The organism is Flavobacterium pectinovorum, from assembly GCF_022802975.1.
Lineage (GTDB): Bacteria > Bacteroidota > Bacteroidia > Flavobacteriales > Flavobacteriaceae > Flavobacterium > Flavobacterium pectinovorum_B.
On the sequence record NZ_JAFEVZ010000003.1, the window covers coordinates 72,659 to 96,713 of the forward strand.

A 24,055-nucleotide genomic window follows, 5' to 3' on the forward strand; every position below is an offset into this window, starting at 1 on the left:
AAAATAGCAAAAATTGAGTTTTCTCATCAAATTTTCTTCTTAATAAATCTGATGGTTTTTAATTGCGATGGTAAATATAATAATAAATAAACCGTCAAAAATTGCTGTTAACGGTAATTTAATCTGGTAACAATTTGATAATCTACAAGACACAAAAACATAACAAGTGCCTAACATGAACTTTACAGTGAGTATATTTCTTTGCACAAAAATAAATCAAACACAACACTGAAATGAAATTCAATTTAAGATTTCTAATTATTGCATTATTTATCTGTACGATTTCGGTCGCACAAAACAAAGGTACGATTTCTGGAGTTTTAACCGACAAAGAAACTAATAATGAAGCACTTCCTTTTGCAAATATTTTAATTAAAGGAACCAACATTAGTGCCAACACTGACATTGACGGAAAATATTCTTTATCCGTAAATCCTGGAAATTATACTGTTATTTTTAGTTTCGTAGGATATGAATCTGTAGAAAAGCCTGTTACTGTAAAGGCCAACGAAACAGTTACTGTTAATCAGGTATTATCTGCAGGAGGTTATACACTGAAAGATGTAGTTGTAAAATCATCAACCGTAAACAGACAAAAAGAATCTGCTTTACTTTTAGAGCAAAAAAATGCAGTTGATATAAAACAAACTATCGGAGCACAGGAATTATCTCGTAAAGGAGTGGGAGATGTAGCTGCTGCTGTTGTAAAAACAGCCGGTGTTTCTAAACAAGAAGGTAACAACAATATTTTCGTTAGAGGATTAGGAGACCGTTACAACTCAACTTCTATGAATGGATTACCAATTCCTTCTAACGATCCTGAGCGAAAAAATATTGCTTTAGATATTTTCTCAACAGATATTGTTGAATATATTTCAATAGACAAAGTTTACAGTTCAAGAATTTATGGCGATTTTGCGGGCGGAAATGTAGATATTATTTCTAAAGACTATCGTGGAGATGGCATGCTTGAAATTTCATTAGGATCAAAAGCAAATACAAATGCTTTAGGACAAGCTAACAACTTTATGTTACAGCAGGGACCAAATAAATCTGGTTTTGTCTCTTACGGTGTTCCTAACGATCCACTCTCAGGATTTAATTTTGAAAACAGTTTAAATCCAGTTAAAGAAGCACCATTTGCCGGAGAATTTGGAATTAAAGCCGGTAAAACATTCCGCATTGGTGAGGAAGGAAAAATTGCGCTTTTTGGTACTGCAAGTTTCAATAGTGGATATGAATTCAGAGAAGGCTTAACAAGATCTGTTAGTGCTCAGGCAGCTGAACAAAAATCATACTTACAACAAAAATATAGCTATAATACCAATACTACAGGTATGTTTAATGCTAACTATCGTATAAATAGTAATCATAAAATTGGCTACAATTTATTATATGTAAATTCTTCTGACCAAGTTAGAGATACTTATTTAGGCAGCGATCGTGATTATGATAATGCTGATGCTGACTTATACATTCAAAGAGGGACATTTACTCAAAATTCAGTTTTTATCAATCAGTTATTAGGGAATCATAAACTAACTGATAAAATTGATTTTAATTGGGGAGCTTCTTACAACACTGTTGAAGGAAACATGCCTGATAGAATTCAAAATATGTTATTTCATTACAGAGACAATGATTATTACTCTCTTGCTCAAGCAACTATAACAGACAATCAGAGATATTTTCAAAATCTAAAAGAAGATGAAATTGCCGCTAATATGGCTTTTACCTATAAATTAGGAGATTCAAAAAATGGGGATTCAAAAGGTAAAATTGTCGCTGGTTATAATGGTAAATTCAAAAAACGTGATTTTGAAGCCATACAATTTAACTTCCGAATAACAGAAGCAGGTTTACAAGAAAGACTTGACCCTAATAATTTAGATGCCTTTTTCAATCAGCAAAATTATGCTAATGGCACATTCTCAATAAGTTCATTTGCAGGAATGACACCACAAACTTATAGTGGAAATCAGGATATTCATGCAGGATTTGCAAACTTAGAATATAAATTAACAGATAAATTAAGCTCGGTTTTTGGAATCAGATACGAAAATATTACACAGACTGTAGAATGGAGAACGCAGTTTGACGCAGGAGGAGGAATTAATACATTTGAAAGAAATGAGTTTTTACCAAGTTTAGTATTAAAATATGAATTGAATGAAAAACAAAATCTTCGTTTAGCTGCCAGTAAAACTTATACTTTACCGCAATTTAAAGAACGTGCGTTGTTTGTGTATGAAGATGTTATGGAATCTAAAATTGGTAACCCTTATTTATACCCTTCTCAAAATTACAATTTGGATATCAAATGGGAAATGTTCCCAAAAAGTGAAGAATTATTTTCTGTTACTGCTTTTGGTAAATATATCTTAGACCCAATCAACGAAGTTATAATAGCCTCTGCCTCAAATGACATTTCATGGGTAAACATTGGAGATACAGGATATGCTTACGGAATTGAATTGGAAGCAAGAAAAAACATCTTTGACCTTGATGAAAACCTGACAAACAAACTTTCTTTTGGATTCAATGCTTCTTTAATGAAAACTCATCAGGATATTGATAGACAGAAAGTAATTGATGAGACTGACTTAAACATCAACCTTACAGACAGCAGTTCAGGATTTACCGGTGCTTCAGACATGATTTTAAATACAGACTTGTCCTATGCCAAAAACTGGAAAAATGACGCTGGCATCATAGCAACATTATCATACAACCACTATTCTGATAAACTTTATGCAATTGGAAGTCAGGAAAAAGGAAACTTGGTTGATAAAGCTATGGGATCATTAGATTTTGTTTTTAAAACAAAGCTAAATAAAAAACTGGGCATTGATTTGGGAGCCAGAAACATCTTAAATCCAGAATTCAAAAGAGTTCAGGAAAATGCAGGCGGTGACGTACTGGTATTAAACTACAAAAAAGGAGTTACTTTCGGATTGGGCATGAACTATCAATTCTAATAAACATTAAAGAAACATTGTATTAGCATTTGCTTGATGTTTCTTTAAAATATACATAACAAACACATAATAACGACTTAACATTTATTAAGGCTTAAGTTTTAATCTTTGCATAACACAAACAAATAAAAAAGTAATGAAAAAAACAATTTCAACAATTTTCGGTTTAGCGGCTATATCGCTTGCAACTTTGACAACATCTTGTTCTAGTGATGACAACAAAACAGAGGGGCCAAAATCAGATTTCGTAGTAGTTAGAGAAAATCTTCAAGGAGAAATTAAAAGTGGAGAAGTTATTTTAGAATCAGGAACTTATAAACTTACTGGGAAATTAATCGTTAGTAATACTGCTAAGTTAACTATTAAGCCGGGTGTTACCATTCAGGCTACAACAGTAGCAAAAGATAAATTAGAAGAAGTACGTTACATTGCAGTTGCTCAGGGAGGACAAATTGATGTTCAGGGAACTGCTTCAAGTCCGGTAATTATGACTTCTGAATTACAGGAGCCTGGTGCTTGGGGAGGATTGGTATTATGCGGAAAGGCTCGTATCAACAAAGGAACAACTGCTCAGGCTGAAGTTTCTAATTTAACTTACGGTGGTACAGAAGACGGTGATAGCTCTGGATCAATCAAATATTTAAGAATTGAATATCCTGGTTTTTCTTACAGTAACACTAAAGAATTTAATGGTCTTTCATTTTTCGGAGTAGGAAAAGGAACAACTATTGATTATGTTCAGGTTTATGAAAGTTCAGATGACGGATTCGAATGGTTTGGTGGAACTGTAGATGCTAAACACTTAGTAGTTTCTAACAAAGGAGATTTATTAGGTGATGATTTATTCGACTGGACTGAAGGATGGATTGGTAATGGAGAAAACTGGTACGGAATCAAAACAAATGCCGGAAACAGAGGTATCGAAGCTGATAATAATTCTGACAATCACAAAGCTACCCCAATCTCTTTCCCAAATCTTAAAAACATTACTTTAATCGGCACAACAACTTCAATACAAGGAGAAGCTCAAGGAGTAAAATTAAGAGTAGGAACAAAAGGTAAATTGGATAACGTTGTTTTAAAAGGTTGGGCTACTGGTTTTGACGTTCAACACGACGAAAGCATTTCATATGTTGGAACTGACTTATTAGCTACTAACGTTAAATTCGAAGATGTAGGAGTTAAAGCAAAAGGTACTGCTACAGCTGTTGGTGGATCTACTGATGTAACTAAATTATTCACAGAAAAAGCAGATGCAACTGGAGCAGGAAACGGATCAGGAGTTCCTAATTGGGCTGCTGGATGGACAAAAGGTCTATAATATCCTAAGACATAAATTGTTAAAAACATCCTAAATATTTAGGATGTTTTTTTTTGGTGTAATTTTTGAAAACTTTTTTTGTATATTTACATAACCAAAATAATGCGATGGCAAAAAATTACTTTTATATTACTTTCTTACTGGCTTTTTTCTTTACTGTAAGCATCTCAGCGCAAGACAGTAAATCAACGCCTAAAACTCAGGGAACTCCTATAGAGGGACTAAGCCTGTACCCTAACCCGGTGGTAAATGGAAAAGTATTTATTACTTCAAAAAATGATCTGGAAAAGGAAATTATAATCTTTGATGTTTTAGGAAAAAAAGTACTTCAGGCACATTTGACCACAAAAGAACTAAACATTCCTGATTTGACTCCCGGAGTCTACATCATCAAAATAAGTGAACAAGGCAATACGGCTACTCGAAAATTGATTGTTCGATAAAACATAAAAATACAAATAGAGCTCCAATGATTTGGAGCTTTTTTATGGGCTTTACATCCTACAATTATTCATATCTTTGCACAAAAAAGTTTTGATTACAGCCAACGATATATTCACCATTTCGAGTCAGAAACAATTTGAAAAAATAGCACTTAAGGTGTTTCGTTTTCAGCATGAGAACAACAAAGTATATCGTGATTTCTGTGATTTTTTAAAAGTAAATCCACAACAGGTAAAATCACTGAAACAAATTCCGTTTTTACCCATTCAGTTTTTCAAAAGTCATGAAGTAGTTTCTAATTCTGATTTTCCACAGGTTACATTTACCAGCAGCGGCACTACCGGGATGGTTACAAGCCGGCATCTTGTTACCGATGTTTCCCTTTACGAAGAAAGTTACCGAAAAGGTTTTTCCCAATTCTACGGCAATATCGAAGATTACGTGGTTTTAGCCCTTTTGCCGTCTTATCTTGAACGCGATGGGTCTTCATTAATTCACATGGTCGAAGACTTAATAAAACAATCCAATCAGCCTGAAAGCGGCTTTTATTTGCACAATCACAATGACTTAATTAAAAAACTTACTGAACTTGACGAATCCGGACAGAATGTGATTTTAATTGGCGTTACGTATGCTTTATTGGATTTGATTGAAAAACACCAATTCAGCCTTCAAAATACCATTATTATGGAAACTGGCGGAATGAAAGGCAAACGCAAAGAAATGATTCGCGAAGAATTACACGAAATTTTATGTAAAGGTTTTGGTGTTTCTTCAATTCATTCAGAATACGGCATGACCGAACTTTTGGCGCAGGCTTATTCGTTAGGCGAAGGAGTTTTTGAATGTCCATCCTGGATGCATGTTCTAATGCGTGATCCGGAAGACGCACTCACTTACGTAAAAGACGGAAAAACAGGCGGAATAAACGTTATTGATTTAGCTAATATTAATTCCTGTTCCTTTATCGCTACGCAGGATTTAGGCAAAAAAAATCCCAACAACTCTTTTGAGGTATTGGGACGTTTTGATAATTCTGATATACGTGGCTGTAATTTGATGGTGCTTTAAACATTTCTGTACATTGAGCACATATTTATCTGTAAGAAATAATTTAATAACAGATAATTAATACAGAAAAAACACTACACAAAAATTGTAAGATTATTTTTAAAGCAATTTAAAACATAGAAAATTATGAAAAAAATACTTTATTAGTACTTATCATTTTTAGCGTAAAAGTATGGTCACAAAGTTCTCCTTACAGATTTCACACTCTTCAAGTTCTAGGATCCAATATAGAATTAGCTATTTCAGCTGAATGTGCTTACAGAGTTGATCCTATACCAACAATAGACGTAAATTTAAGACAAAACTTCAAATTAGAAGTAGGTAAAATTTATAAATCTGATTTAATATTAGATTCAACATCCGGGCCAAAATATTACAAGGTCATTTATGCTGCTGATTATGGTCTTGACAGGGGTTCCGATGTAGATGAGCCAGCCGATTTTGGCAGTCCAATTGATGACTTCTGTAATTCACTATCATGGAAATATATAAGACCAGTTTTATTAGGTTCAACATTACAGGAAGCACAAAATAATTTTTGCTCTAACTCAACAGTTAATAGTAACAGAGAAAAAGTAAATATAAAAACAACACAACCTCTAACTAAAGGACACGTATATTTAATGGATTTTGGACTGGGTGCAAATTATTATTTAATTGACTGGTCAAATGTGGAAGCTGGCGACAGTGAGTATCAATTAGACACTACAAATAGTAATTCTATTTTCTCTTTTGTTTCATCTGGAGATTCATTCAATTGCCAAAAACCAGATTTAGAATCCAAAATTTCTCTAGCTAATTATAATGATTCATATCGAGGAACAATAAACACCCTACAATATTCTATATTTCGAAAAGGTCCAAAGATTCTAAACTCGCACACTTCAATTAAAATTTATCTTTCTAGAAGCAAAAACTTTGTAGATGGTGCTAACGATATAATGATAAATAGCTCAACCTTGTCAAGTGAAAGTATAAATCAATATGATTATCCCAGAGGTATAGGCTATCAAATTAAATTTTCCATCCCTAACAGTATAAGTAATGGTAGATATTATTTGACCATAAAGACAAGCAATTTGGAAGATTTTAATCCCCATAATGATATAACATCGACAGTATCTTCATTTGTCGTTAAAGATGGCACACCAACTAATCCAACTAATCCAACTAATCCAACAGGTAAACCAGATTTAACTATCGATCCCAAAAGCACAATTATTTATAGTCAATGTTTCTCAGATTGTAATTCTATATTAAGTGATTTAGAAAACAAAAGACACCTAATAAATAATCAAACCGGCAATATAAACTTCCAGCAAATAGGAGTCAAAAATTTAGGAAACAGTACATCATCCCAAGCAAAAATTGAGTTTTACCTATCCCGAGATGGAATTCTTGATTCATCTGATATAAAATCTAATCCTGGAAGCATTACAATAAACGCAATTAATCCTGGAGGAATACATATGACATCGGCTTTTATACTTCCATCTTATTTTAACAATAACAATGGCACAACATACACTGGAAATTGGAATATTCTTATTTCAGTTGACGACACTAAAACTAATACCGAATCAAATGAAAATAACAATGTAACTTCCATACCTGTAACTTTCTATAACCCTTTTGGAAAAATAGTGCAATCAGATTTAGAAGTTGAAGAGGTTACACAACCTTATTTAATAGATGTCTATAATTTTGATGGTCAGAAAGTTTTAACCAAAGAAGTTAACTCTAAAGACGAAGAAAACAAATCATTAGATTCGTTAAAAAGCGGTATTTATATGATTAAATCTAAAAATGAAACCCGAAAAGTTATTAAATAAAAATATTCACTAAAACGAAAAAGCATCTGTCAAAACGGATGCTTTTTTCATTTATAACTTGAATGTGAATCAAACCACTCTAATCACAAAATAATTTTTCTTCCCACTTTGCAACAACACAAACTGATTATTAATCAAATCATTTGCAGTCAACACAAAATCTTCTTTGATTTTTTCTCTGTTTACCGAAATTGAATTCGCCGTTAAAGCACGTCTGGCCTCTCCATTTGATTTAAAGAAACCTGTTTTTTCGTTTAAAACTGTAATGATCTCCAAACCGTTTTCTAAATCTGCTTTTGCGATTTCTGCCTGAGGAACACCGTCAAAAACTTCTAAGAAAGTTTTTTCGTCCAATTTTTTTAAATCTTCAGCAGTTGAATTTCCGAACAAAATATTTGAAGCCTGAATCGCTTTTTCCAGTTCTTCTTTACTGTGAACAAAAATCGTGATTTCTTCAGCTAGCTTCTTTTGCAAAACTCTTAAATGCGGAGCCGCCTGATGTTCTGCAATTAGGGCTTCGATTATTTCTTTATCTAAAAAAGTAAAAATCTTAATATATTTCTCAGCATCAGCATCTGTAGCGTTTACCCAAAACTGGTAAAATTTGTAAACCGAAGTTTTATCCGCATCCAGCCACACATTTCCTCCTTCAGACTTCCCGAATTTTGAGCCGTCTGCTTTTGTAATTAAAGGCGTTGTTAAAGCAAAAGCTTTTGCATTCTCTCCTCCCATTCTGCGCACTAATTCCGTCCCTGTGGTAATATTTCCCCACTGGTCAGAACCTCCCATTTGCAAAAGGCAGTTGTTGTTTTTATATAAATGATAAAAATCGTACCCCTGAATTAATTGGTAAGTGAACTCCGTAAAAGACATTCCTTCCCCTTCTCCGTTAATTCTCTTTTTAACAGAATCCTTTGCCATCATGTAATTTACCGTAATACGTTTTCCAACTTCACGGGCAAAATCAATAAACGAAAATTCTTTCATCCAGTCATAGTTGTTTACCATGATTGGACCGTTTGGTTCTTTTGAATTAAAATCTAAAAAACGTGACAAAACACTTTTGATTCCGGCAACGTTTTTAGCCAAAGTTTCTTCGTTAAGCAAATTTCTTTCATCAGATTTTCCGGAAGGATCACCAATCATTCCGGTCGCACCACCCACCAAAGCGACAGGCTGATGACCAAAATTCTTTAAATGAACCAATAATATAATCTGAACCATACTGCCAATATGAAGTGAATCTGCCGTTGGATCAAAACCAATATATGCCGCCGTTACTTCTTTTAGCAATTGTTCTTCCGTTCCTGGCATGCTGTCATGATATAACCCGCGCCACTTTAATTCTTCAACTAGATTCTTCATTTTTTAAATAATTTGTGCAAATGTAATCAATGTCAATGGCAATTTCAAAAAGCAATGACAATATCAATAACAAAAAGCAATTTCAATGACAATACATAAAAACTTTGAACCTCTGAAAATTTGAGCCTCTGAAACTCAAAAAAAACCTTTGCAACTTTGAACCTCTGAATCTTTGAACCTTTCGAGCAAAAACTTATCTTTACAAAATGGTATTAGTAACAGGAGGAACTGGCTTAGTTGGCGCACATTTATTGCTTCATTTAATTGAAAATGGAGAAAATGTCCGGGCTATTTACCGAAGTCAAAATAACATTCAAAAAACAAAATCAGTTTTTGAATTGTATAAAAAAGGGGATTTATTCGAAAAAATCAATTGGCTTGAAGCCGATATTTTAGACGTTCCTTCTTTGGAAATTGCTTTTATCGATATAGAATACGTTTATCATTGTGCCGCACTAATATCTTTTGACCCAAAACATGAAGATATACTTCGAAAAACCAATATTGAAGGAACAGCCAATATGGTTAATTTTTCTTTAGCCAAAGAAGTAAAGAAATTCTGTTTTGTAAGCTCTATTGCCGCTTTGGGAGATTTGGCACCTCACGAAACTTACATCACAGAAGAAACCGACTGGAATCCGGAAAAACCACATAGTGATTACGCTATTTCTAAATATGGTGCCGAAATGGAAGTATGGCGAGGCGTTCAGGAAGGATTAGATGTGATTATTATAAATCCGGGAGTTATTCTGGCGCCTGTTTCAACAACAAAAATTTTCGAACAGGGAAGCAATGAATTGTACAAAAAAGTAGCCAAAGGGCTCTCCTTCTACACACTTGGAAACACCGGATTTGTTACCATAACTGATGTAACCAAAATTGCTTTTGAGTTAATGAAAAGTGATATAAAAAACGAGCGTTTTACGCTAATTTCAGATAATATTGTTTTCAGGGATATTCTAAATACAATTGCCGATGTTTTGAAAGTAAAGAGACCAAACATTCACGCAGCACCACTATTCATGCATTTTCTTTGGATTGCTGATGGAATATTTTCGACTTTATTTTTTCAAAAAAGAAGTCTCACTAAAGCAACTGCCAAAGCTTCCTATTCTAAAAATCTATATTCAAATGAAAAAATAAAAACCGCTCTGAGAACGGTTTTTTTAGATGTGCATCAATACATAAGCAATGTATCAAAATTATAATCCTTTGTGTTAAAGTCGTTTTGTTCTTTTTATAGAATCGAGTACCACTTTTTTTACCACTTTTTTATTTTTCACAGAATCTTTTGCCGTTTCTTTTAGCTTTTTCTTTTTGGCTTCAGCAGCCTTTTTGGCTTCGGCAGCTTTCTTAATCTTAGCCGCCTTTTTTTCTTCAGCTTTCAGCTTTATTTCTATACTCTTTTTTTCTTTATCTAACCTTGCATTTATTTCGTCAAACATCTCTTTGTAGCCATCATAATCAGCCGCATAATAAATATTGCTTTGAGAAAATTGCAAACTGTCAACTTTGTATTTTTTAAAAACAAACTTCGCAGGATTCGATTCAACTGAATCCAACGATAAGGGCTGTTGGTATTTTATAGCATCCAAAAGAGATAAATCGTATATAATATCAATCATTTTTTCTTTCTCAATAAGCTTGGCGGGTTCTTTAACCAACTCTTTTTTACAGCTTACAGAAAGAAACAAAACCAATAGTATAAATACAAAATTCTTCATTGCAGTTTATCTGTTAAATAATAATCGTTTTCCGGCACGAACATCTTTTACCTTAAAGTTGTTATAAACCATTTCGCCATTTACAAAAGTATGCGTAATTCTGGATTTAAAAGTAAAGTTTTCAAACGGAGACCAGCCACATTTGTACAAAATATTCTCTGGTTTCACACTCCATGGCAAACTTGGATTTACAATAACCAAATCGGCATAATAACCTACTTTTATGAATCCTCTTTTTTCAATTTTAAAAATCTTAGCAGGATTATGACACATTTTTTCAACGATTTTCTCTACCGTGATTTTTCCCTGATGATACGCTTCAAACATTGCAATAACAGCATGCTGCACTAAAGGGCCACCAGAAGGTGCCTGTAAATAAGATTGTAATTTTTCTTCTTTTGTATGTGGTGCGTGATCGGTTGCAATAACATCAATACGTCCGTCATTTAAAGCTTTCCAAAGTTCTTTTCTGTCATCAGCCGTTTTTACAGCCGGATTCCATTTGATGAAATTTCCTTTTGTTTTGTAATCTTCATCGGTAAACCAAAGGTGATGCACACAAACCTCAGCCGTGATTTTTTTCTCTTCCAACGGAATTTTATTCGTAAACAACTCCATTTCTTTCGCGGTTGAAAGATGAAAAATATGCAAACGTGCTCCGGTTTTTTTCGCCAGCGCCACTGCTTTTGAAGAGGAGATATAACAAGCCTCAGCACTACGGATTAGATTATGAGCCGTTACCGGAACATCATCACCATATTTTTCTTTGAACTCTGCCAAATTATTCTGAATCGTAGTTTCATCTTCGCAATGAACTGCGATTAACATTGGTGTGCTCGAAAATATTTTTTCTAAGGTTGCCTCGTTATCTACCAGCATATTTCCTGTTGAAGAACCCAGAAAAATCTTGATCCCGGCAACATTTTTAGGATTTGTTTTTAAAACTTCTTCCAGATTATCATTGGTTGCCCCCATCATAAACGAATAATTCGCAAATGATTTTACTTCAGCAATCTGATATTTATCTTCTAAAATTTCCTGTGTAACGGCATTTGGAACCGTATTGGGCTGTTCGATAAAAGAAGTAATTCCTCCGGCAACAGCGGCTCTTGACTCAGATTCAATATCTCCTTTATGTGTCAGTCCAGGCTCTCTAAAATGCACCTGATCGTCAATTGCACCCGGAATCAGATAATTTCCTTCGGCGTCTATTACTTTACAATTGGATGATTTTAGGCTGATGCTGTCAGCAACTTCAACAATTAAGTCGTTTTCTATTAAAACATCACCTTCAAAAATTGATCCTTCGTTTACAATTTTAGCATTTTTGATTAAAATCCTGTTCATCGCCGTTCGTTTATAGTGTATTGAATAATTTTTTTAATCGAAGAGAAATAACTCCAAGTATCGCTTCTTTAATAATAGCGTTACTCATTTTTGAGACTCCTTTGGTACGGTCAGTAAAAATAATCGGAACTTCTGTTATTTCAAACTTAGCACAATAAGTTCTATACTTCATTTCGATTTGAAAAGCATAACCCACAAATTTGATTTTATCGAGGTTTATCTTTTCCAGAACCTCTCTTTTATAACAGACAAAACCTGCTGTTGCATCGTGAATTTTCATTCCGGTAATAAACTTTACATAAACCGAAGCAAAATAAGACATTAATACCCGGCTAAGAGGCCAGTTTACTACGTTGACTCCCGTAACATAACGAGACCCTATAGCTAAAGCAGCTCCTCCAAAATGACAGGCATCATACAATTTTTCAAGATCATTCGGATTGTGTGAAAAATCAGCATCCATTTCAAAAATGAAATCATATTTGCGTTCCAAAGCCCATTTAAATCCATGAACATAAGCTGTTCCAAGGCCCGATTTTTTGGCTCTTTTTTCAAGAAACAGCCTTCCCTGAAATTCTTCCTGAAGCGCAACTACTTTATTTGCAGTACGATCCGGAGAATTATCATCAATAATTAAAAGATGAAAAGATTTATGTTGCGAAAGTACAGCACGTACTATACTTTCTATGTTTTCAATTTCGTTATAGGTAGGAATTATGACAATACTATCATTCATTTTTTCTGCGTAATTTCACCGCAAAAGTAAACTTTTTATAGCATTTGGTTCATAATAAATCCATAATAAAAGTATTGACACAAAAAATTACTAATTTTGTATCGTTATGATTGAACAGCTTCATCCCAGAATTATAGAAAACAAAGATTGGGCGACACTTTTGTTTGTGTTGGCTTTTGCCGTTGTCGCCATTACTAAATCAGCTTATGAAAATAGATTTAGTGAGTTTACAAAACTTATTTTCTCAGATAAATACGTTAAAATTTACCGTGATGTTTCGCACCTAAAAAGCAGTTTTACAGTTGCCTTGTTTTTTGTGCAAATTGTTTCTTATTCGTTTTTCATACAGTTGACAATGCATATTTTTGGACATGCCGCCAAAACCGACTGGATGCTTTTTTTACAAATTGTTACATTTTTGACCTACTTTATATTAGCAAAGTATTTAATCGAGAAAATTATTGGAACTTCTTTCAATATTAATGACTTTGTAGATCTTTTTAACTTACAAAAGGCAACCTACAGAACCTATATTGGCCTGTTAATACTTCCAATTAATGCAGTTTTGTTTTATCATAACGATGTTCCTAAAAGCATTCCGCTAGCAATAATAGGCGTTTCAGCATGTATAAGTATGTTTTCCTACTTTATTTCAATTAAAACTTATCAAAATACAATAATCAATAAATTATTTTATTTTATTTTATATCTTTGCGCTCTTGAAATAGCCCCTTATTATTTCCTGTATTATTGGATTACAAAAGAGGTGGCTTGGTAAATGTTTATAATATGAAAGTGAAAACAATTTTGGTGTCACAGCCTGAACCTAAAGTGGAAAACTCCCCTTACTTTGAGCTCCAACAGAAACACAAAATAAAAATTGATTTCAGACCTTTTATTCATGTGGAGGGAGTTAATGCAAAAGAGATCCGATTACAAAAAATCGATCTTAACCATTACACTGCAATTATTTTAACGAGTCGAAATGCGGTTGATCATTTTTTCAGGGTAGCTGATGAAATGCGTTACAAAGTACCTGAAGGGTTAAAATATTTTTGTCAGTCTGAAGCAGTTGCTTTTTACCTGCAAAAATATGTAGTGTACAGAAAACGTAAAATCTATGTTGGAGCAAAAGATTTTGCAGATTTATCGCCACTTATCAAAAAGTACAAAGACGAAAAATTCCTGTTACCGGCATCTGACCAATTAAATGCTGATGCTCCTATAACATTAAACGGTTTAAAAGTTGACTGGGCACAAGCTATTTTTTACAGAACAGTAATGAGCGATTTGTCTGACTTGGCCGATGTTTATTATGACGTTTTGGCTTTTTTCAGCCCAACCGGAATAAAATCATTGTTTAAAAACTTCCCTGATTTTAAGCAAAACAATACCAGAATTGCGGTATTTGGAAGCACAACTCAAAAAGAAGCTCTGGATCACGGTTTAAGAATCGATATTCTTGCCCCAACTCCTGAAACTCCTTCTATGACAATGGCTTTAGAAAAATACATCGCCGAAGCAAACAAAGGAAAATAAATCCTAAAATATACAATCTTAAAAATTCCAAATTCCAATTTAACACTTGGTATTTGGAATTTTTCTTTTGATACTATCCTGTCTATCTCCTTGGAATTTGGAATTTAAAAAATATTGACATTTCCTTTTCTATTGCAATTTAACTACATTTGATTTCTATTCTAAACCAAACTACTGGAATTCGTTTCAAATATCAAGCTATGAAAATCAACTCGCTCTTAATCGAAATTGACGGTATCGACAAAGAAATTCTTCGCTATCTTATGGACGATGCCCGAAAACCTATTCTTCAAATTGCTAATAAAATTGGCATTTCGGGAGCTGCGATTCATCAGCGGTTGAAAAAACTGGAAACTTCGGGTGTAATTTCAGGATCTAAATTCACCGTTAACCCAAAGGTTTTAGGATATAATACGATGGCGTTTATTGGTGTTTACCTTGACAAAGCCTCCCGAAATTCTGAAGCCGTAAAAGATTTAAAAAAGATTCCGGAGGTTCTGGAGTGCCATTATACTACCGGAAACTGGTCGGTTTTGATTAAAATTATCTGTCGCGACAACGAACATTTGATGCAGCTTTTAAATACCAAAATCCAGGCAATTGAGGGCGTTTCAAGAACGGAGACCTTTATTTCGCTGGATCAGCAGATTGACAGGCAAATTCAGCTGTAAAATTAGATAATATGTCAATTTGATAATTTACTTAATTAGAAAATTCGGCAATTTTGATAATTAGATAATTTTAAAAACTACATCAAATAACAAACCCGACACAGATTTTAAAATCCTGTCGGGTTTTGTAATAAATTATCTAATTGACAAATTATCTAAATTGTCACATTAAAAATTAGTTCCTCCTGCTTCCTGAGTAAATCGAAATGTAATACAACAAAGTTGCAATTGAGCCAAGTGCTGCTACTACATAAGTTCTTGCTGCCCATTTCAACGAATCTTCTGCACCTGCATATTCAGCCGGATTAAGCATATTTTTATTTTTCAGCCAAGCCAAAGCACGATTACTTGCATCGTATTCTACCGGTAAGGTAATGATTGTAAATAATGTTGTCGCCGCAAAAATCACGATACCCACTAACAGTAATTGCGGAAAAGTTCTAATCATCAGAATTCCTGCCAACAAAATCCATTGCACATAATTAGATGCCACACTAACAATCGGAACTAATGCAGAACGCATTGTCAGCCATTCATAACCAATTGCGTGCTGCACGGCATGACCACATTCGTGTGCTGCAACAGCTGCCGCAGCAGCGTTCCTGTGATTGTAAACTGCTTCACTTAAATTAACTGTTTTGTCTGCAGGATTGTAATGATCTGTCAATTGTCCCGGAGTCGAAATTACGCGAACATCACGAATACCATTATCAGCCAGCATTTTTTCAGCGATTTCCCTTCCGCTCATTCCGTTTTGTAATTGCAGTTTCGAATATAATTCGAATTTACTTTTTAGTCTCGAACTTACCAGCCAGCTGAACAGCATGATAAGTCCTGCGAGAATTAAATATCCACTTCCCATATTTATGTTTTTTAATTTATTGTTTAGAATCTGTTTTAAAATATTCTACAATTTACGAACCAAATTTTAAAAATGCCAATTTGACATCATTTTTAAATGCCAATTTTGAAAAATTCTAATTTTCGGATGATGGATTTAACCGTAATATCTGCAAAGATTTACGCAAAGTTCACTAGTTTCTTTTTCTCACAAAGTCGCAAAGTGTTTTTCGCAATAACAAACTACGCGGTGTTTCATGAAGACTTTTTTAGATCATGATTTAAACTCCTTTTTGTCAGTCTGAGCGGAGTCGAAGACCTTCATAAACCTGAGTTCGATTATTCAAAAAAAACACCTTATATTACTTATCCTGCAAGGTTTTATTAACCTTGTAGCTATCAATACTAATGACCGAATACCTACAAGGTCTCGAAAAAGACCTTGCAGAAATATTAATCAACATCATTAATTTGTAAATAATTTTGTATTGGATTAATCGAACTCAGGTTCATAAACTAAAAGCCCTTCGACTCCGCTCAGGATGCCAAATAAGGCGTAAAAAAAATCCCAAACCCCAACAAAAGTTGGAATTTGGAATTTAAAAAGTTTGGAATTTATTTTTACCCTACAAGGTTGATAATTTTTCCAGGAACGATAATCACTTTATTTGGCGTTCTTCCGTCTAATTGTTTTTGCGTTCTTTCATCTTTCATAATGATTTCTTCTATTTGTTCCTTAGTTAAATCCAAAGGCAATTCGATGGTGAAACGCATTTTTCCGTTAAAAGAAACCGGATATTCTTTATTCGTCTCCACTAAATGGCTTGCCTCAAAAATTGGGAACGCCACTTCAGAAATTGAAGTCGTATATCCTAACTGCGACCATAATTCCTCAGCAATATGCGGTGCATAAGGCGAAACCAAAATGGCTAACGGCTCTAAAATCGCTCTTGAATGACAATTTTGAGAAGACAATTCATTTACACAAATCATAAATTGAGAAACCGAAGTATTGAAAGAGAAACTCTCAATATCCTCTGCTACTTTTTTGATGGTTTTATGTAAAGATTTCAAGTTGTCTTTTGTTGGTTCGTCGTTGTTTACGATTAAACCATTATCATCAAAATACAATCTCCATAATTTTTTCAGGAACCCAAAAACTCCCGAAATTCCGGCAGTATTCCACGGTTTTGCCTGCTCTAATGGCCCTAAGAACATTTCGTACAAACGTAAGGTATCTGCGCCGTACTCTTCACAAATATCATCCGGCGTTACTACATTGTATTTTGATTTCGACATTTTTTCGACTTCTCGGCCAACGATGTATTTTCCGTTTTCTTCTGTAACAAAAACTGCATCGGCATAATCTTCTCTCCAAGCTTTGAATTTTACTATATCTAATTCATCAGAAGAATTCACCATTGAAACATCAGCATGAATTGGATTCATTGAAAACGAGAATTCATAACCTGAATCTTCATCTCCGCTTATATCATTATAAAGATTGACATCAATATCCTTAATTAAATCATATAATTCACTTTTCTTGATATACTTATGATTTTTATTTCTTTCATAAATATTCTTCGAAATAAAAAAAACTGAATCCGTATCTCTATTTTTATTAAAATTTAACCTATAAACAAAAGCACTAGTTCCCAAAATCATTCCCTGATTAATCAGTTTTTTGAATGGCTCTTCGGTTGGAGCAAAACCTTTGTCTTTTAAGAATTTGTTCCAGAAACGAGAATACAATAAGTGACCTGTTGCGTGTTCACTTCCTCCAATATATAAATCTACACTTTCCCAATACGCCAAAGCTTCCTTGCTAGCAAATTCGTTTTCATTGTGCGCATCCATATAACGCATCCAATACCATGAACTTCCCGCCCAGCCTGGCATTGTGTTTAATTCTAAAGGGAAAATTGTTACGTTGTCAACTAAATCGGTATCAACAACTTTATTTTGATTGGTATCCCAAGCCCAAACCGCTGCGTTTCCTAAAGGTGGCAAACCATCTTCCGTTGGTAAATATTTTTCTACTTCCGGCAAAATAATTGGCAAATGCTGTGCGTCGATCATTTTTGGCAATCCGTTTACATAATATACCGGGAAAGGTTCACCCCAATAACGCTGACGAGAGAAAACAGCATCACGCAAACGGTAATTTGTTTTTCCGGTTCCCTGCCCGATTTCTTCTAATTTTTCGATGGCTTTTTTAGTAGCCTCTTTATAATTCAATCCGTTTAAGAAATCAGAATTGGCGATTTCCACATTGTCTTTTGATCCGTAAGCGGCTTCAGAAATATCAACATTAGCGAAGATATTTTTGATTTCCTGCATTCCGTTCTGACCTTTAAAGAAATTAGCAAAAGCGTAATCTCTTTCATCTCCGCAAGGAACTGCCATTACAGCACCGGTTCCGTAACCCGCCAAAACATAATCACCAATCCAAACCGGAATGGCTTCTTTTGTAAATGGATGTTCCGCATACGCTCCGGTAAACACTCCAGAAATCGTTTTTACATCAGCCATACGCTCTCGCTCAGAACGTTTTGCCGTTTTTTCGATATACGCTTCAACAGCCGCTTTTTGTTCCGGAGTGGTTATTTTAGCCACCAAATCATGTTCCGGTGCCAAAGTCATAAAAGTAACACCGAAGATGGTGTCGGGACGAGTTGTAAAAACTTCGATAAAATCAGTTTCAGGTTTCACGTTTAAAGTTTCATCACTTTGCGTATCAACTTGAAACTTGAAACTTGAAACTTGAAACTTAACTAAAGCTCCAACCGATTTCCCAATCCAGTTTCTTTGAGACTCTTTTATGGACTCACTCCAATCGATATCATTTAGCCCCTGAAGCAGGCGTTCGGCATAAGCAGAAATTCGCATACTCCATTGTGTCATTTTTTTTCTTATAACAGGATAGCCTCCACGCTCCGAAACGCCGTTTACAATTTCGTCATTTGCCAAGACAGTTCCTAAGCCCGGACACCAGTTTACTTCGGTTTCTGCCAAATACGTTAATCGGTATTGCAAAAGGATTTTTTCCTGCTCGTCTTTTGAGAATGAGTTCCATTCGCTTGACGAAAAAGCAATAATATTATCATCAGAAACGGCATTTACATTGGCATTTCCTTCTTTTTCGAAAATAGAAACCAAAGTCGAAATGTCTTCGGCTTTGTCTGAATTTTTATTGTACCAGGAATTGAATAACTGAATAAAAATCCACTGGGTATGTTTGTAATAATCCGGATTTGAAGTACGAACTTCACGTGCCCAGTCAAATGAGAATCCAATTTTATCTAATTGTTTTCTGTATCCTGCAATTTGTTTTCCTTCTTTATCCACTCCACCGTCAATATTTACGCGTGTTGTGTCTTCCGGACGCTGTCCTGTCTGAATCGCATATTGTTCTGCCGGCAATCCGAAACTGTCGTAACCCATTGGATGCAAAACATTGAAACCCTGGTGTCTTTTGAAACGAGAATACACATCTGAAGCGATGTAACCCAGCGGATGCCCAACGTGTAATCCTGCTCCTGATGGATAAGGAAACATGTCTAACACATAATGCTTGGGTTTTTCAGAGTTGTTTTTTGCTGCAAAAGTTTGATTTTCTGCCCAATATTTTTGCCATTTGGCGTCAATTTCGTTTGGATTGTATTTCATTCCTTGTTTATATTTTTATTTTAAATGGAGTCATGCTTTCGCTTCCTCAAGTCATTTCTAAGTTACTAAGGTTCTAAGTTGCAAAGATACTAAGGCTTTCCTCTCTTTGTCACTGGATTATAAGTTGGCAAATTTACATTTATTACAGATTGTACCAAAGCTATTTCACTGACAAACAAAGAAAATAACAAAATACGTATTTATAATTACGTGAAAATACGTATTTTTGTATTTTAATACTTAGAAATTATATTCAGTCGACAGAATATTTTCACCAAAAAAGAATTATTTTTGATTAGCATTTAAAAATTTCAAAATGGCTGACAGTAAAAAATACAATGTTGAAGTTCGGGTTTGGATTGAAGAAACCGAAGGTGCTTTTCTTGGTATTGGAAAAATCTGGCTGCTTGAAAATATTCGCAAAACAGGTTCCATTACCAATGCTGCCAAAGAAATGAAAATGGCCTATCGCCAAGCCTGGCAATTGGTTGAAGAAATGAACCAGCGTGCCGAAAGTCCTTTGGTCGAAAAACTCCTTGGCGGAAAAGGCGGCGGCGGTGCCAAATTAACCGAAGCCGGAGAAAGAGCTATTCAGGTTTTTTATGAAGTTGAAAAACGAATTAAGGACTTTGCCCAAAGAGAAACGCAGAATTTGAAATTTTAGCCCCATTATTCCCTTTAAAAAAATAAATGGAGTAAAACCATTAATTATATTTTTCAGTATTCATTTTAAAACATACTGATTTTTATTAAAAAATTTAAATACAATTAACCTGTTGGGTGTAAATTAGTTTTTGATACACGTCACTTCGAGTGCGGAGCGTATCGAGAAGTTTTGTTCCGTTTCTCTGCACAAAAAACACTCGAACTGACGTTTTTAATAATTATACCTCAACGGGTTACAATTAATATTTAGTATCAGGCTGAGCGGTGTCGAAAGCCTTTTACACTAAAAGCCTTCGACTCCGCTCAGGATAACAATTATTTACAAAAAGTAAGTTTAAAACAATTTCACAATCGATTAAAAAAATCAAATAGCCAAAACCAATTCCTTAACAACCATCAGTATGTCTTTTTAAACACACTGAAATCCAAATCAAATTATGAAAATACAACTGTACCTATTACTCTTTTTTATAAGTTTTAAAAGTTTTTCTCAAACGGAGAATTCCAAAACAAATCAGGACAGTATCAAAAAAGAAGTTCTGAATGAAATTGTCATTACGGCCTCCCGGCGTTCAGAAAACCTGATGCGTTCTCCTATAACTATTGAGCAATTAAAATCGGCGGAAGCCAAAAATATGGGATCGCCAAGTATTTACGAAGCGCTCGAAAATGTAAAAGGAGTACAGATTATAACGCCGAGTTTAGGTTTTAAAGTGATCAATACGAAAGGTTTTGCCAATTCAACAAACGTGAGATTTGCACAATTGGTAGACGGAATCGATAATCAGGCTCCGCATCTGGGTACTCCAATTGCCAATGCGTTGGGTGCAAACGACCTTGATATTGATAAAATTGAAATTATTCCCGGAACCGCTGCCGCTTTATACGGAATGAATGCCATAAACGGTCTGGCCAATATCCAGACTAAAAATCCTTTTGAATATGAAGGTATCAGCATTCAGCAATTAACAGGCGTTAATCATGTTGGAAACATCGACCGGTTTTCTCCAAAAGTATATTCGCAGTTTAATTTAAGATTTGCCAAAGTCCTCAGCCCTAAATTTGCCTTTAAAATAAATGCTTCCACAACGGGAGGAACAGATTGGATTGCCGATGACCGAACCGATCTGGCACCAAATGTAAATGCTTCTACCAATTTATACGGTCACGAAAATCCGGCTTATGACGAAGTGAACGGTTATGGAAATGAATCGGCAAACAGAAGAACGCTGAATTTAAACGGTAAAAACTATGTTGTTGCCAGAACCGGTTATAGAGAAACTGAAATTTCAGATTATGATATCAAAAATTATAAGGCAGATGTTGGGTTTTATTTCCGTCCGAAAAAAGGAAATGAACTTTCTGTAACCTACAAAACAGCCCTTATCAATACGATTTACCAGCGTTCGAACCGATTTCGATTAGATGATTACACCCTAAATCAATTTGCTGTTGATTATCATACGCCAATTTTTCAGGTTAAAGGATATTTAACGACCGAGAATACCGGAAACTCTTATAATATTCGTTCACTGGCAGAAAACATGGATCGAGCCTACAAATCAGATAACAAATGGTTTACTGATTACACCACGGCTTACAAAAATGCGATTACGAACGGAGCAGCTGTATCCGATGCTCATAAAATGGCCAGAACCTCTTCTGACCAAGGTCGTTTTGAACCGGGAACTCAAGCTTATGAAACTAAGAAAAATGAATTAACCAACATTAATAATTGGGATATTGGGGCAGCACTGCGAGTAAAATCGTCTTTGGTTCATGCAGAAGGTTTATTTAACTGGGACAAAGCTTTTTCAACTTTCTTCGAAAAAATCGATGCTAAATTATTAAGCGGTTTCGATTACAGAAACTACATTATTGTTCCGGATGGAAACTATTTTATCAATCCTGAAAACGATTCTGAGAATTTAACCTATCAAAAAACGGGTGGATTTACCCAATTGAACAAAGGTTTCTTTTCTGATAAATTACGTTTGGGAGCCACTATCAGAATGGATAAATCCGATTATTTTGATGCCAAGTTTACACCTCAGTTTACAGCTGTTTATTCTCCGAAAGAAACAATCAATTTCAGGGTATCCTATCAAAACGGATATCGTTTTCCGAGTATTTTTGAAGGATTTTCTAATGTGAATTCGGGAGGTGTAAAACGTGTTGGCGGTTTACGAATTATGTCTGACGGTATTTTCGAAAATTCGTACACCAAAGCTTCCATTGATAAATTTCAGGCGCAGGTCAACAGCGATGTTAACACAGCAGGTTTAACTCAGGCTCAGGCTATTGAAAAGAATAAAAATACGATTCAAAAAAATCCGTACACCTATTTAGAACCTGAATTTGTAAAATCATTTGAAGTTGGTTTTAAAGGAATAGCATTAAACCGAAGCCTTTTCATTGATGCCGATTTCTATTATAACTCGTATAAAAATTTCATCGCTCAGGTTGAAGCCAGTATTCCCAACACTACGGATCCTGCTCTTATTCCGACATCGTTATATTCCAGAACAACCCAAAACAGATATCGTTTATGGACGAATTCTAAAAGTAAAATTTACAATTACGGAGGAAGTTTAGGTGTAAGATACCGAATTGATGAAACCTTTACGGCCTTAACCAACCTAACCTACACCAAACTTGACCGAACAGATGACAAAGATGGTCTTGAAGACGGCTTTAACACTCCGGAATTTAATGTAAACGGAACTTTAATCGCCAATAATATCCTGCAAAATCTTGGTGCGAGTGTAACGGCTCGTTATCAAAACAATTACGATTATGTTTCTTTTTTAGTTAGCGGAGAAGTTCCTGCCTATTGGACAATGGATGCACAGGTAAATTACAATTTCAAAAAACCGGGAATTACAGCTAAAATTGGCGGGACTAATATTTTAAACAAAGCCTATACTTCAATTCTTGGCGGCTCGTCAATTGGCGGATTGTATTATTTGTCATTAATATGGGAAGTGAGAAAAATCTAAACACATGATTTTCATCCTGTCTCCTGTAAAAAAGACAATTAATCAACTATCCGTATTCATTCTGATACATCCTAACTAATCAAATTCAAATTATGAAATTAAAACTTATACCTTTTTTGCTTCTCCCGCTGCTTGGATTCAGTCAGCAGCACAATCAGACACCGATTGATTCTATAAAAAAATCCAATTTTCAACTTTAACTAATTAAAAATAATTTTATATGAAAACACAAAATTACATGCTCATTCTACTGATTGCAATTACATGCTCAATGTGCAATACTTCTAAAAAAGAAGAAACCACTTCGACTGAAAAAATTTCGCAAACCAACAATGACAAACATCAAATACTTTCATCAGCTGACAGTTTAAAAATGGTCAATCACCATATTGAAGTCAAAGGCGAAATTGAATTTCCACTTCGATTAACTGTTGATTCATTAAAAAAGATGAAAATAGTAACAATTGATAATTTCAAAGTAGTTTGTCAAAGCGGAGAAGTAAAAAAAGACGACAAAATTTGCAAAGGAGTTCTTTTGAAAGATATTTTAGAGAAAGCAAAAATTAAACAAAACGGTCATAAAGACCGAAATTTTTATATCGTAGCCAGAGCTTCAGATGATTATAAAGCTACCTTTTCGTGGGCAGAAATTTTCAATAATCCAAACGGCGAAAACACGTATATTTTATTTGAAGAAAACGGAAAACCGATTAAAAACGGCGAAATGATTTTAATCTGTAAAAACGATATTAAAACCGGGCCTCGTCATGTTTACTGGCTAAAGAGCATTGAAGTTTACAAAGTAAAATAGTTTTCTTGATGGTTTATCTGCAAAGTTCACAAAGCTTTG

The 24,055-nt window shown here is 34.5% G+C and carries 18 protein-coding genes; 12 read left to right on the forward strand and 6 right to left on the reverse strand.

Features of this window, described 5'->3' with window-relative positions; genetic code table 11:
- Positions 1-233: 233 nt before the first annotated feature.
- From FLV_RS05275 to FLV_RS05295, 5 genes are all read left to right on the forward strand, one after another.
- Complete coding sequence (locus FLV_RS05275) at positions 234-2,978, forward strand: TonB-dependent receptor (protein WP_243231581.1); 2,745 nt, start codon at positions 234-236, stop codon at positions 2,976-2,978.
- A gap of 136 nt (positions 2,979-3,114) precedes the next feature.
- Positions 3,115-4,299 carry a hypothetical protein gene (locus tag FLV_RS05280; protein ID WP_243231582.1) on the forward strand — a complete coding sequence of 395 codons (1,185 nt, stop codon included), beginning with the start codon at positions 3,115-3,117 and terminating at the stop codon, positions 4,297-4,299.
- A 107-nt stretch (positions 4,300-4,406) separates the two neighbouring features.
- The gene (locus FLV_RS05285; RefSeq protein WP_243231584.1) at positions 4,407-4,742 is read left to right on the forward strand and encodes a T9SS type A sorting domain-containing protein; all 336 of its coding nucleotides are present in this window, start codon (positions 4,407-4,409) and stop codon (positions 4,740-4,742) included.
- Positions 4,743-4,833: 91 nt separating this feature from the next.
- Positions 4,834-5,814: an acyl transferase gene (locus FLV_RS05290; protein ID WP_243231585.1), complete on the forward strand. Its 981-nt coding sequence runs from the start codon at positions 4,834-4,836 to the stop codon at positions 5,812-5,814.
- A 623-nt stretch (positions 5,815-6,437) separates the two neighbouring features.
- Positions 6,438-7,646, forward strand: coding sequence for a T9SS type A sorting domain-containing protein (locus FLV_RS05295; RefSeq protein WP_243231586.1), 1,209 nt, complete (start codon positions 6,438-6,440; stop codon positions 7,644-7,646).
- A 69-nt stretch (positions 7,647-7,715) separates the two neighbouring features.
- Here FLV_RS05295 and tyrS read toward each other — a convergent pair whose 3' ends face one another.
- Positions 7,716-9,011, reverse strand: a complete 1,296-nt coding sequence (tyrS, locus tag FLV_RS05300; protein WP_243231589.1) for a tyrosine--tRNA ligase — start codon at positions 9,009-9,011, stop codon at positions 7,716-7,718.
- Between the two features lie 206 nt (positions 9,012-9,217).
- On the opposite strand from tyrS, the gene FLV_RS05305 reads away from it, so the two are divergent.
- Positions 9,218-10,219: an NAD-dependent epimerase/dehydratase family protein gene (locus FLV_RS05305; protein ID WP_243231597.1), complete on the forward strand. Its 1,002-nt coding sequence runs from the start codon at positions 9,218-9,220 to the stop codon at positions 10,217-10,219.
- 9 nt (positions 10,220-10,228) lie between these two features.
- On the opposite strand, the gene FLV_RS05310 is transcribed toward FLV_RS05305, so the two are convergent.
- From FLV_RS05310 to FLV_RS05320, 3 genes are read right to left on the reverse strand one after another with little or no spacing between them, the layout of a single operon-like run.
- Positions 10,229-10,735 carry a DUF4296 domain-containing protein gene (locus tag FLV_RS05310; RefSeq protein WP_243231599.1) on the reverse strand — a complete coding sequence of 169 codons (507 nt, stop codon included), beginning with the start codon at positions 10,733-10,735 and terminating at the stop codon, positions 10,229-10,231.
- Between the two features lie 6 nt (positions 10,736-10,741).
- A complete protein-coding gene (locus FLV_RS05315; protein WP_243231609.1) occupies positions 10,742-12,082 on the reverse strand; it encodes a dihydroorotase in 1,341 nt (446 codons plus the stop codon).
- A 10-nt stretch (positions 12,083-12,092) separates the two neighbouring features.
- Complete coding sequence (locus tag FLV_RS05320) at positions 12,093-12,818, reverse strand: polyprenol monophosphomannose synthase (RefSeq protein ID WP_243231611.1); 726 nt, start codon at positions 12,816-12,818, stop codon at positions 12,093-12,095.
- A gap of 106 nt (positions 12,819-12,924) precedes the next feature.
- Between FLV_RS05320 and FLV_RS05325 the strand changes: the two genes are divergently transcribed.
- The 3 genes from FLV_RS05325 (at position 12,925) to FLV_RS05335 (ending at position 15,028) form a co-directional block, all read left to right on the forward strand.
- Positions 12,925-13,596, forward strand: coding sequence for a DUF4271 domain-containing protein (locus tag FLV_RS05325; RefSeq protein ID WP_243231613.1), 672 nt, complete (start codon positions 12,925-12,927; stop codon positions 13,594-13,596).
- Between the two features lie 11 nt (positions 13,597-13,607).
- Positions 13,608-14,357: a uroporphyrinogen-III synthase gene (locus FLV_RS05330; protein ID WP_243231615.1), complete on the forward strand. Its 750-nt coding sequence runs from the start codon at positions 13,608-13,610 to the stop codon at positions 14,355-14,357.
- Positions 14,358-14,557: 200 nt separating this feature from the next.
- Positions 14,558-15,028, forward strand: a complete 471-nt coding sequence (locus FLV_RS05335) for an Lrp/AsnC family transcriptional regulator (protein ID WP_160373365.1) — start codon at positions 14,558-14,560, stop codon at positions 15,026-15,028.
- A 175-nt stretch (positions 15,029-15,203) separates the two neighbouring features.
- On the opposite strand, the gene FLV_RS05340 is transcribed toward FLV_RS05335, so the two are convergent.
- The gene (locus FLV_RS05340) at positions 15,204-15,890 is read right to left on the reverse strand and encodes a zinc metallopeptidase (RefSeq protein WP_243231621.1); all 687 of its coding nucleotides are present in this window, start codon (positions 15,888-15,890) and stop codon (positions 15,204-15,206) included.
- Between the two features lie 599 nt (positions 15,891-16,489).
- The gene (locus FLV_RS05345; protein WP_243231622.1) at positions 16,490-19,540 is read right to left on the reverse strand and encodes a leucine--tRNA ligase; all 3,051 of its coding nucleotides are present in this window, start codon (positions 19,538-19,540) and stop codon (positions 16,490-16,492) included.
- Positions 19,541-19,856: 316 nt separating this feature from the next.
- Here FLV_RS05345 and FLV_RS05350 point away from each other — a divergent pair, with 316 nt between their 5' ends.
- From FLV_RS05350 to FLV_RS05360, 3 genes are all read left to right on the forward strand, one after another.
- Positions 19,857-20,204 (forward strand): winged helix-turn-helix domain-containing protein, encoded by a 348-nt coding sequence (locus FLV_RS05350; RefSeq protein WP_243231623.1) that lies wholly within the window; start codon positions 19,857-19,859, stop codon positions 20,202-20,204.
- A 439-nt stretch (positions 20,205-20,643) separates the two neighbouring features.
- Positions 20,644-23,205, forward strand: a complete 2,562-nt coding sequence (locus tag FLV_RS05355; RefSeq protein ID WP_243231625.1) for a TonB-dependent receptor — start codon at positions 20,644-20,646, stop codon at positions 23,203-23,205.
- 220 nt (positions 23,206-23,425) lie between these two features.
- A complete protein-coding gene (locus FLV_RS05360; RefSeq protein WP_243231628.1) occupies positions 23,426-24,016 on the forward strand; it encodes a molybdopterin-dependent oxidoreductase in 591 nt (196 codons plus the stop codon).
- The last annotated feature ends 39 nt before the right edge of the window (positions 24,017-24,055 follow it).

Bases quoted from the DNA above. Each gene is read 5' to 3' on its own strand.
- FLV_RS05345 (WP_243231622.1), bottom strand. From the start codon at position 19,540: ATGAAATACAATCCAAACGAAATTGACGCCAAATGGCAAAAATATTGG.
- FLV_RS05315 (WP_243231609.1), bottom strand. From the start codon at position 12,082: ATGAACAGGATTTTAATCAAAAATGCTAAAATTGTAAACGAAGGATCA.
- FLV_RS05330 (WP_243231615.1), top strand. From the start codon at position 13,608: ATGAAAGTGAAAACAATTTTGGTGTCACAGCCTGAACCTAAAGTGGAA.
- FLV_RS05280 (WP_243231582.1), top strand. From the start codon at position 3,115: ATGAAAAAAACAATTTCAACAATTTTCGGTTTAGCGGCTATATCGCTT.
- tyrS (WP_243231589.1), bottom strand. From the start codon at position 9,011: ATGAAGAATCTAGTTGAAGAATTAAAGTGGCGCGGGTTATATCATGAC.
- FLV_RS05360 (WP_243231628.1), top strand. From the start codon at position 23,426: ATGAAAACACAAAATTACATGCTCATTCTACTGATTGCAATTACATGC.
- FLV_RS05355 (WP_243231625.1), top strand. From the start codon at position 20,644: ATGAAAATACAACTGTACCTATTACTCTTTTTTATAAGTTTTAAAAGT.
- FLV_RS05275 (WP_243231581.1), top strand. From the start codon at position 234: ATGAAATTCAATTTAAGATTTCTAATTATTGCATTATTTATCTGTACG.
- FLV_RS05295 (WP_243231586.1), top strand. From the start codon at position 6,438: ATGGATTTTGGACTGGGTGCAAATTATTATTTAATTGACTGGTCAAAT.
- FLV_RS05350 (WP_243231623.1), top strand. From the start codon at position 19,857: ATGGCTGACAGTAAAAAATACAATGTTGAAGTTCGGGTTTGGATTGAA.
- FLV_RS05325 (WP_243231613.1), top strand. From the start codon at position 12,925: ATGATTGAACAGCTTCATCCCAGAATTATAGAAAACAAAGATTGGGCG.
- FLV_RS05310 (WP_243231599.1), bottom strand. From the start codon at position 10,735: ATGAAGAATTTTGTATTTATACTATTGGTTTTGTTTCTTTCTGTAAGC.
- FLV_RS05335 (WP_160373365.1), top strand. From the start codon at position 14,558: ATGAAAATCAACTCGCTCTTAATCGAAATTGACGGTATCGACAAAGAA.
- FLV_RS05285 (WP_243231584.1), top strand. From the start codon at position 4,407: ATGGCAAAAAATTACTTTTATATTACTTTCTTACTGGCTTTTTTCTTT.
- FLV_RS05340 (WP_243231621.1), bottom strand. From the start codon at position 15,890: ATGGGAAGTGGATATTTAATTCTCGCAGGACTTATCATGCTGTTCAGC.
- FLV_RS05320 (WP_243231611.1), bottom strand. From the start codon at position 12,818: ATGAATGATAGTATTGTCATAATTCCTACCTATAACGAAATTGAAAAC.
- FLV_RS05305 (WP_243231597.1), top strand. From the start codon at position 9,218: ATGGTATTAGTAACAGGAGGAACTGGCTTAGTTGGCGCACATTTATTG.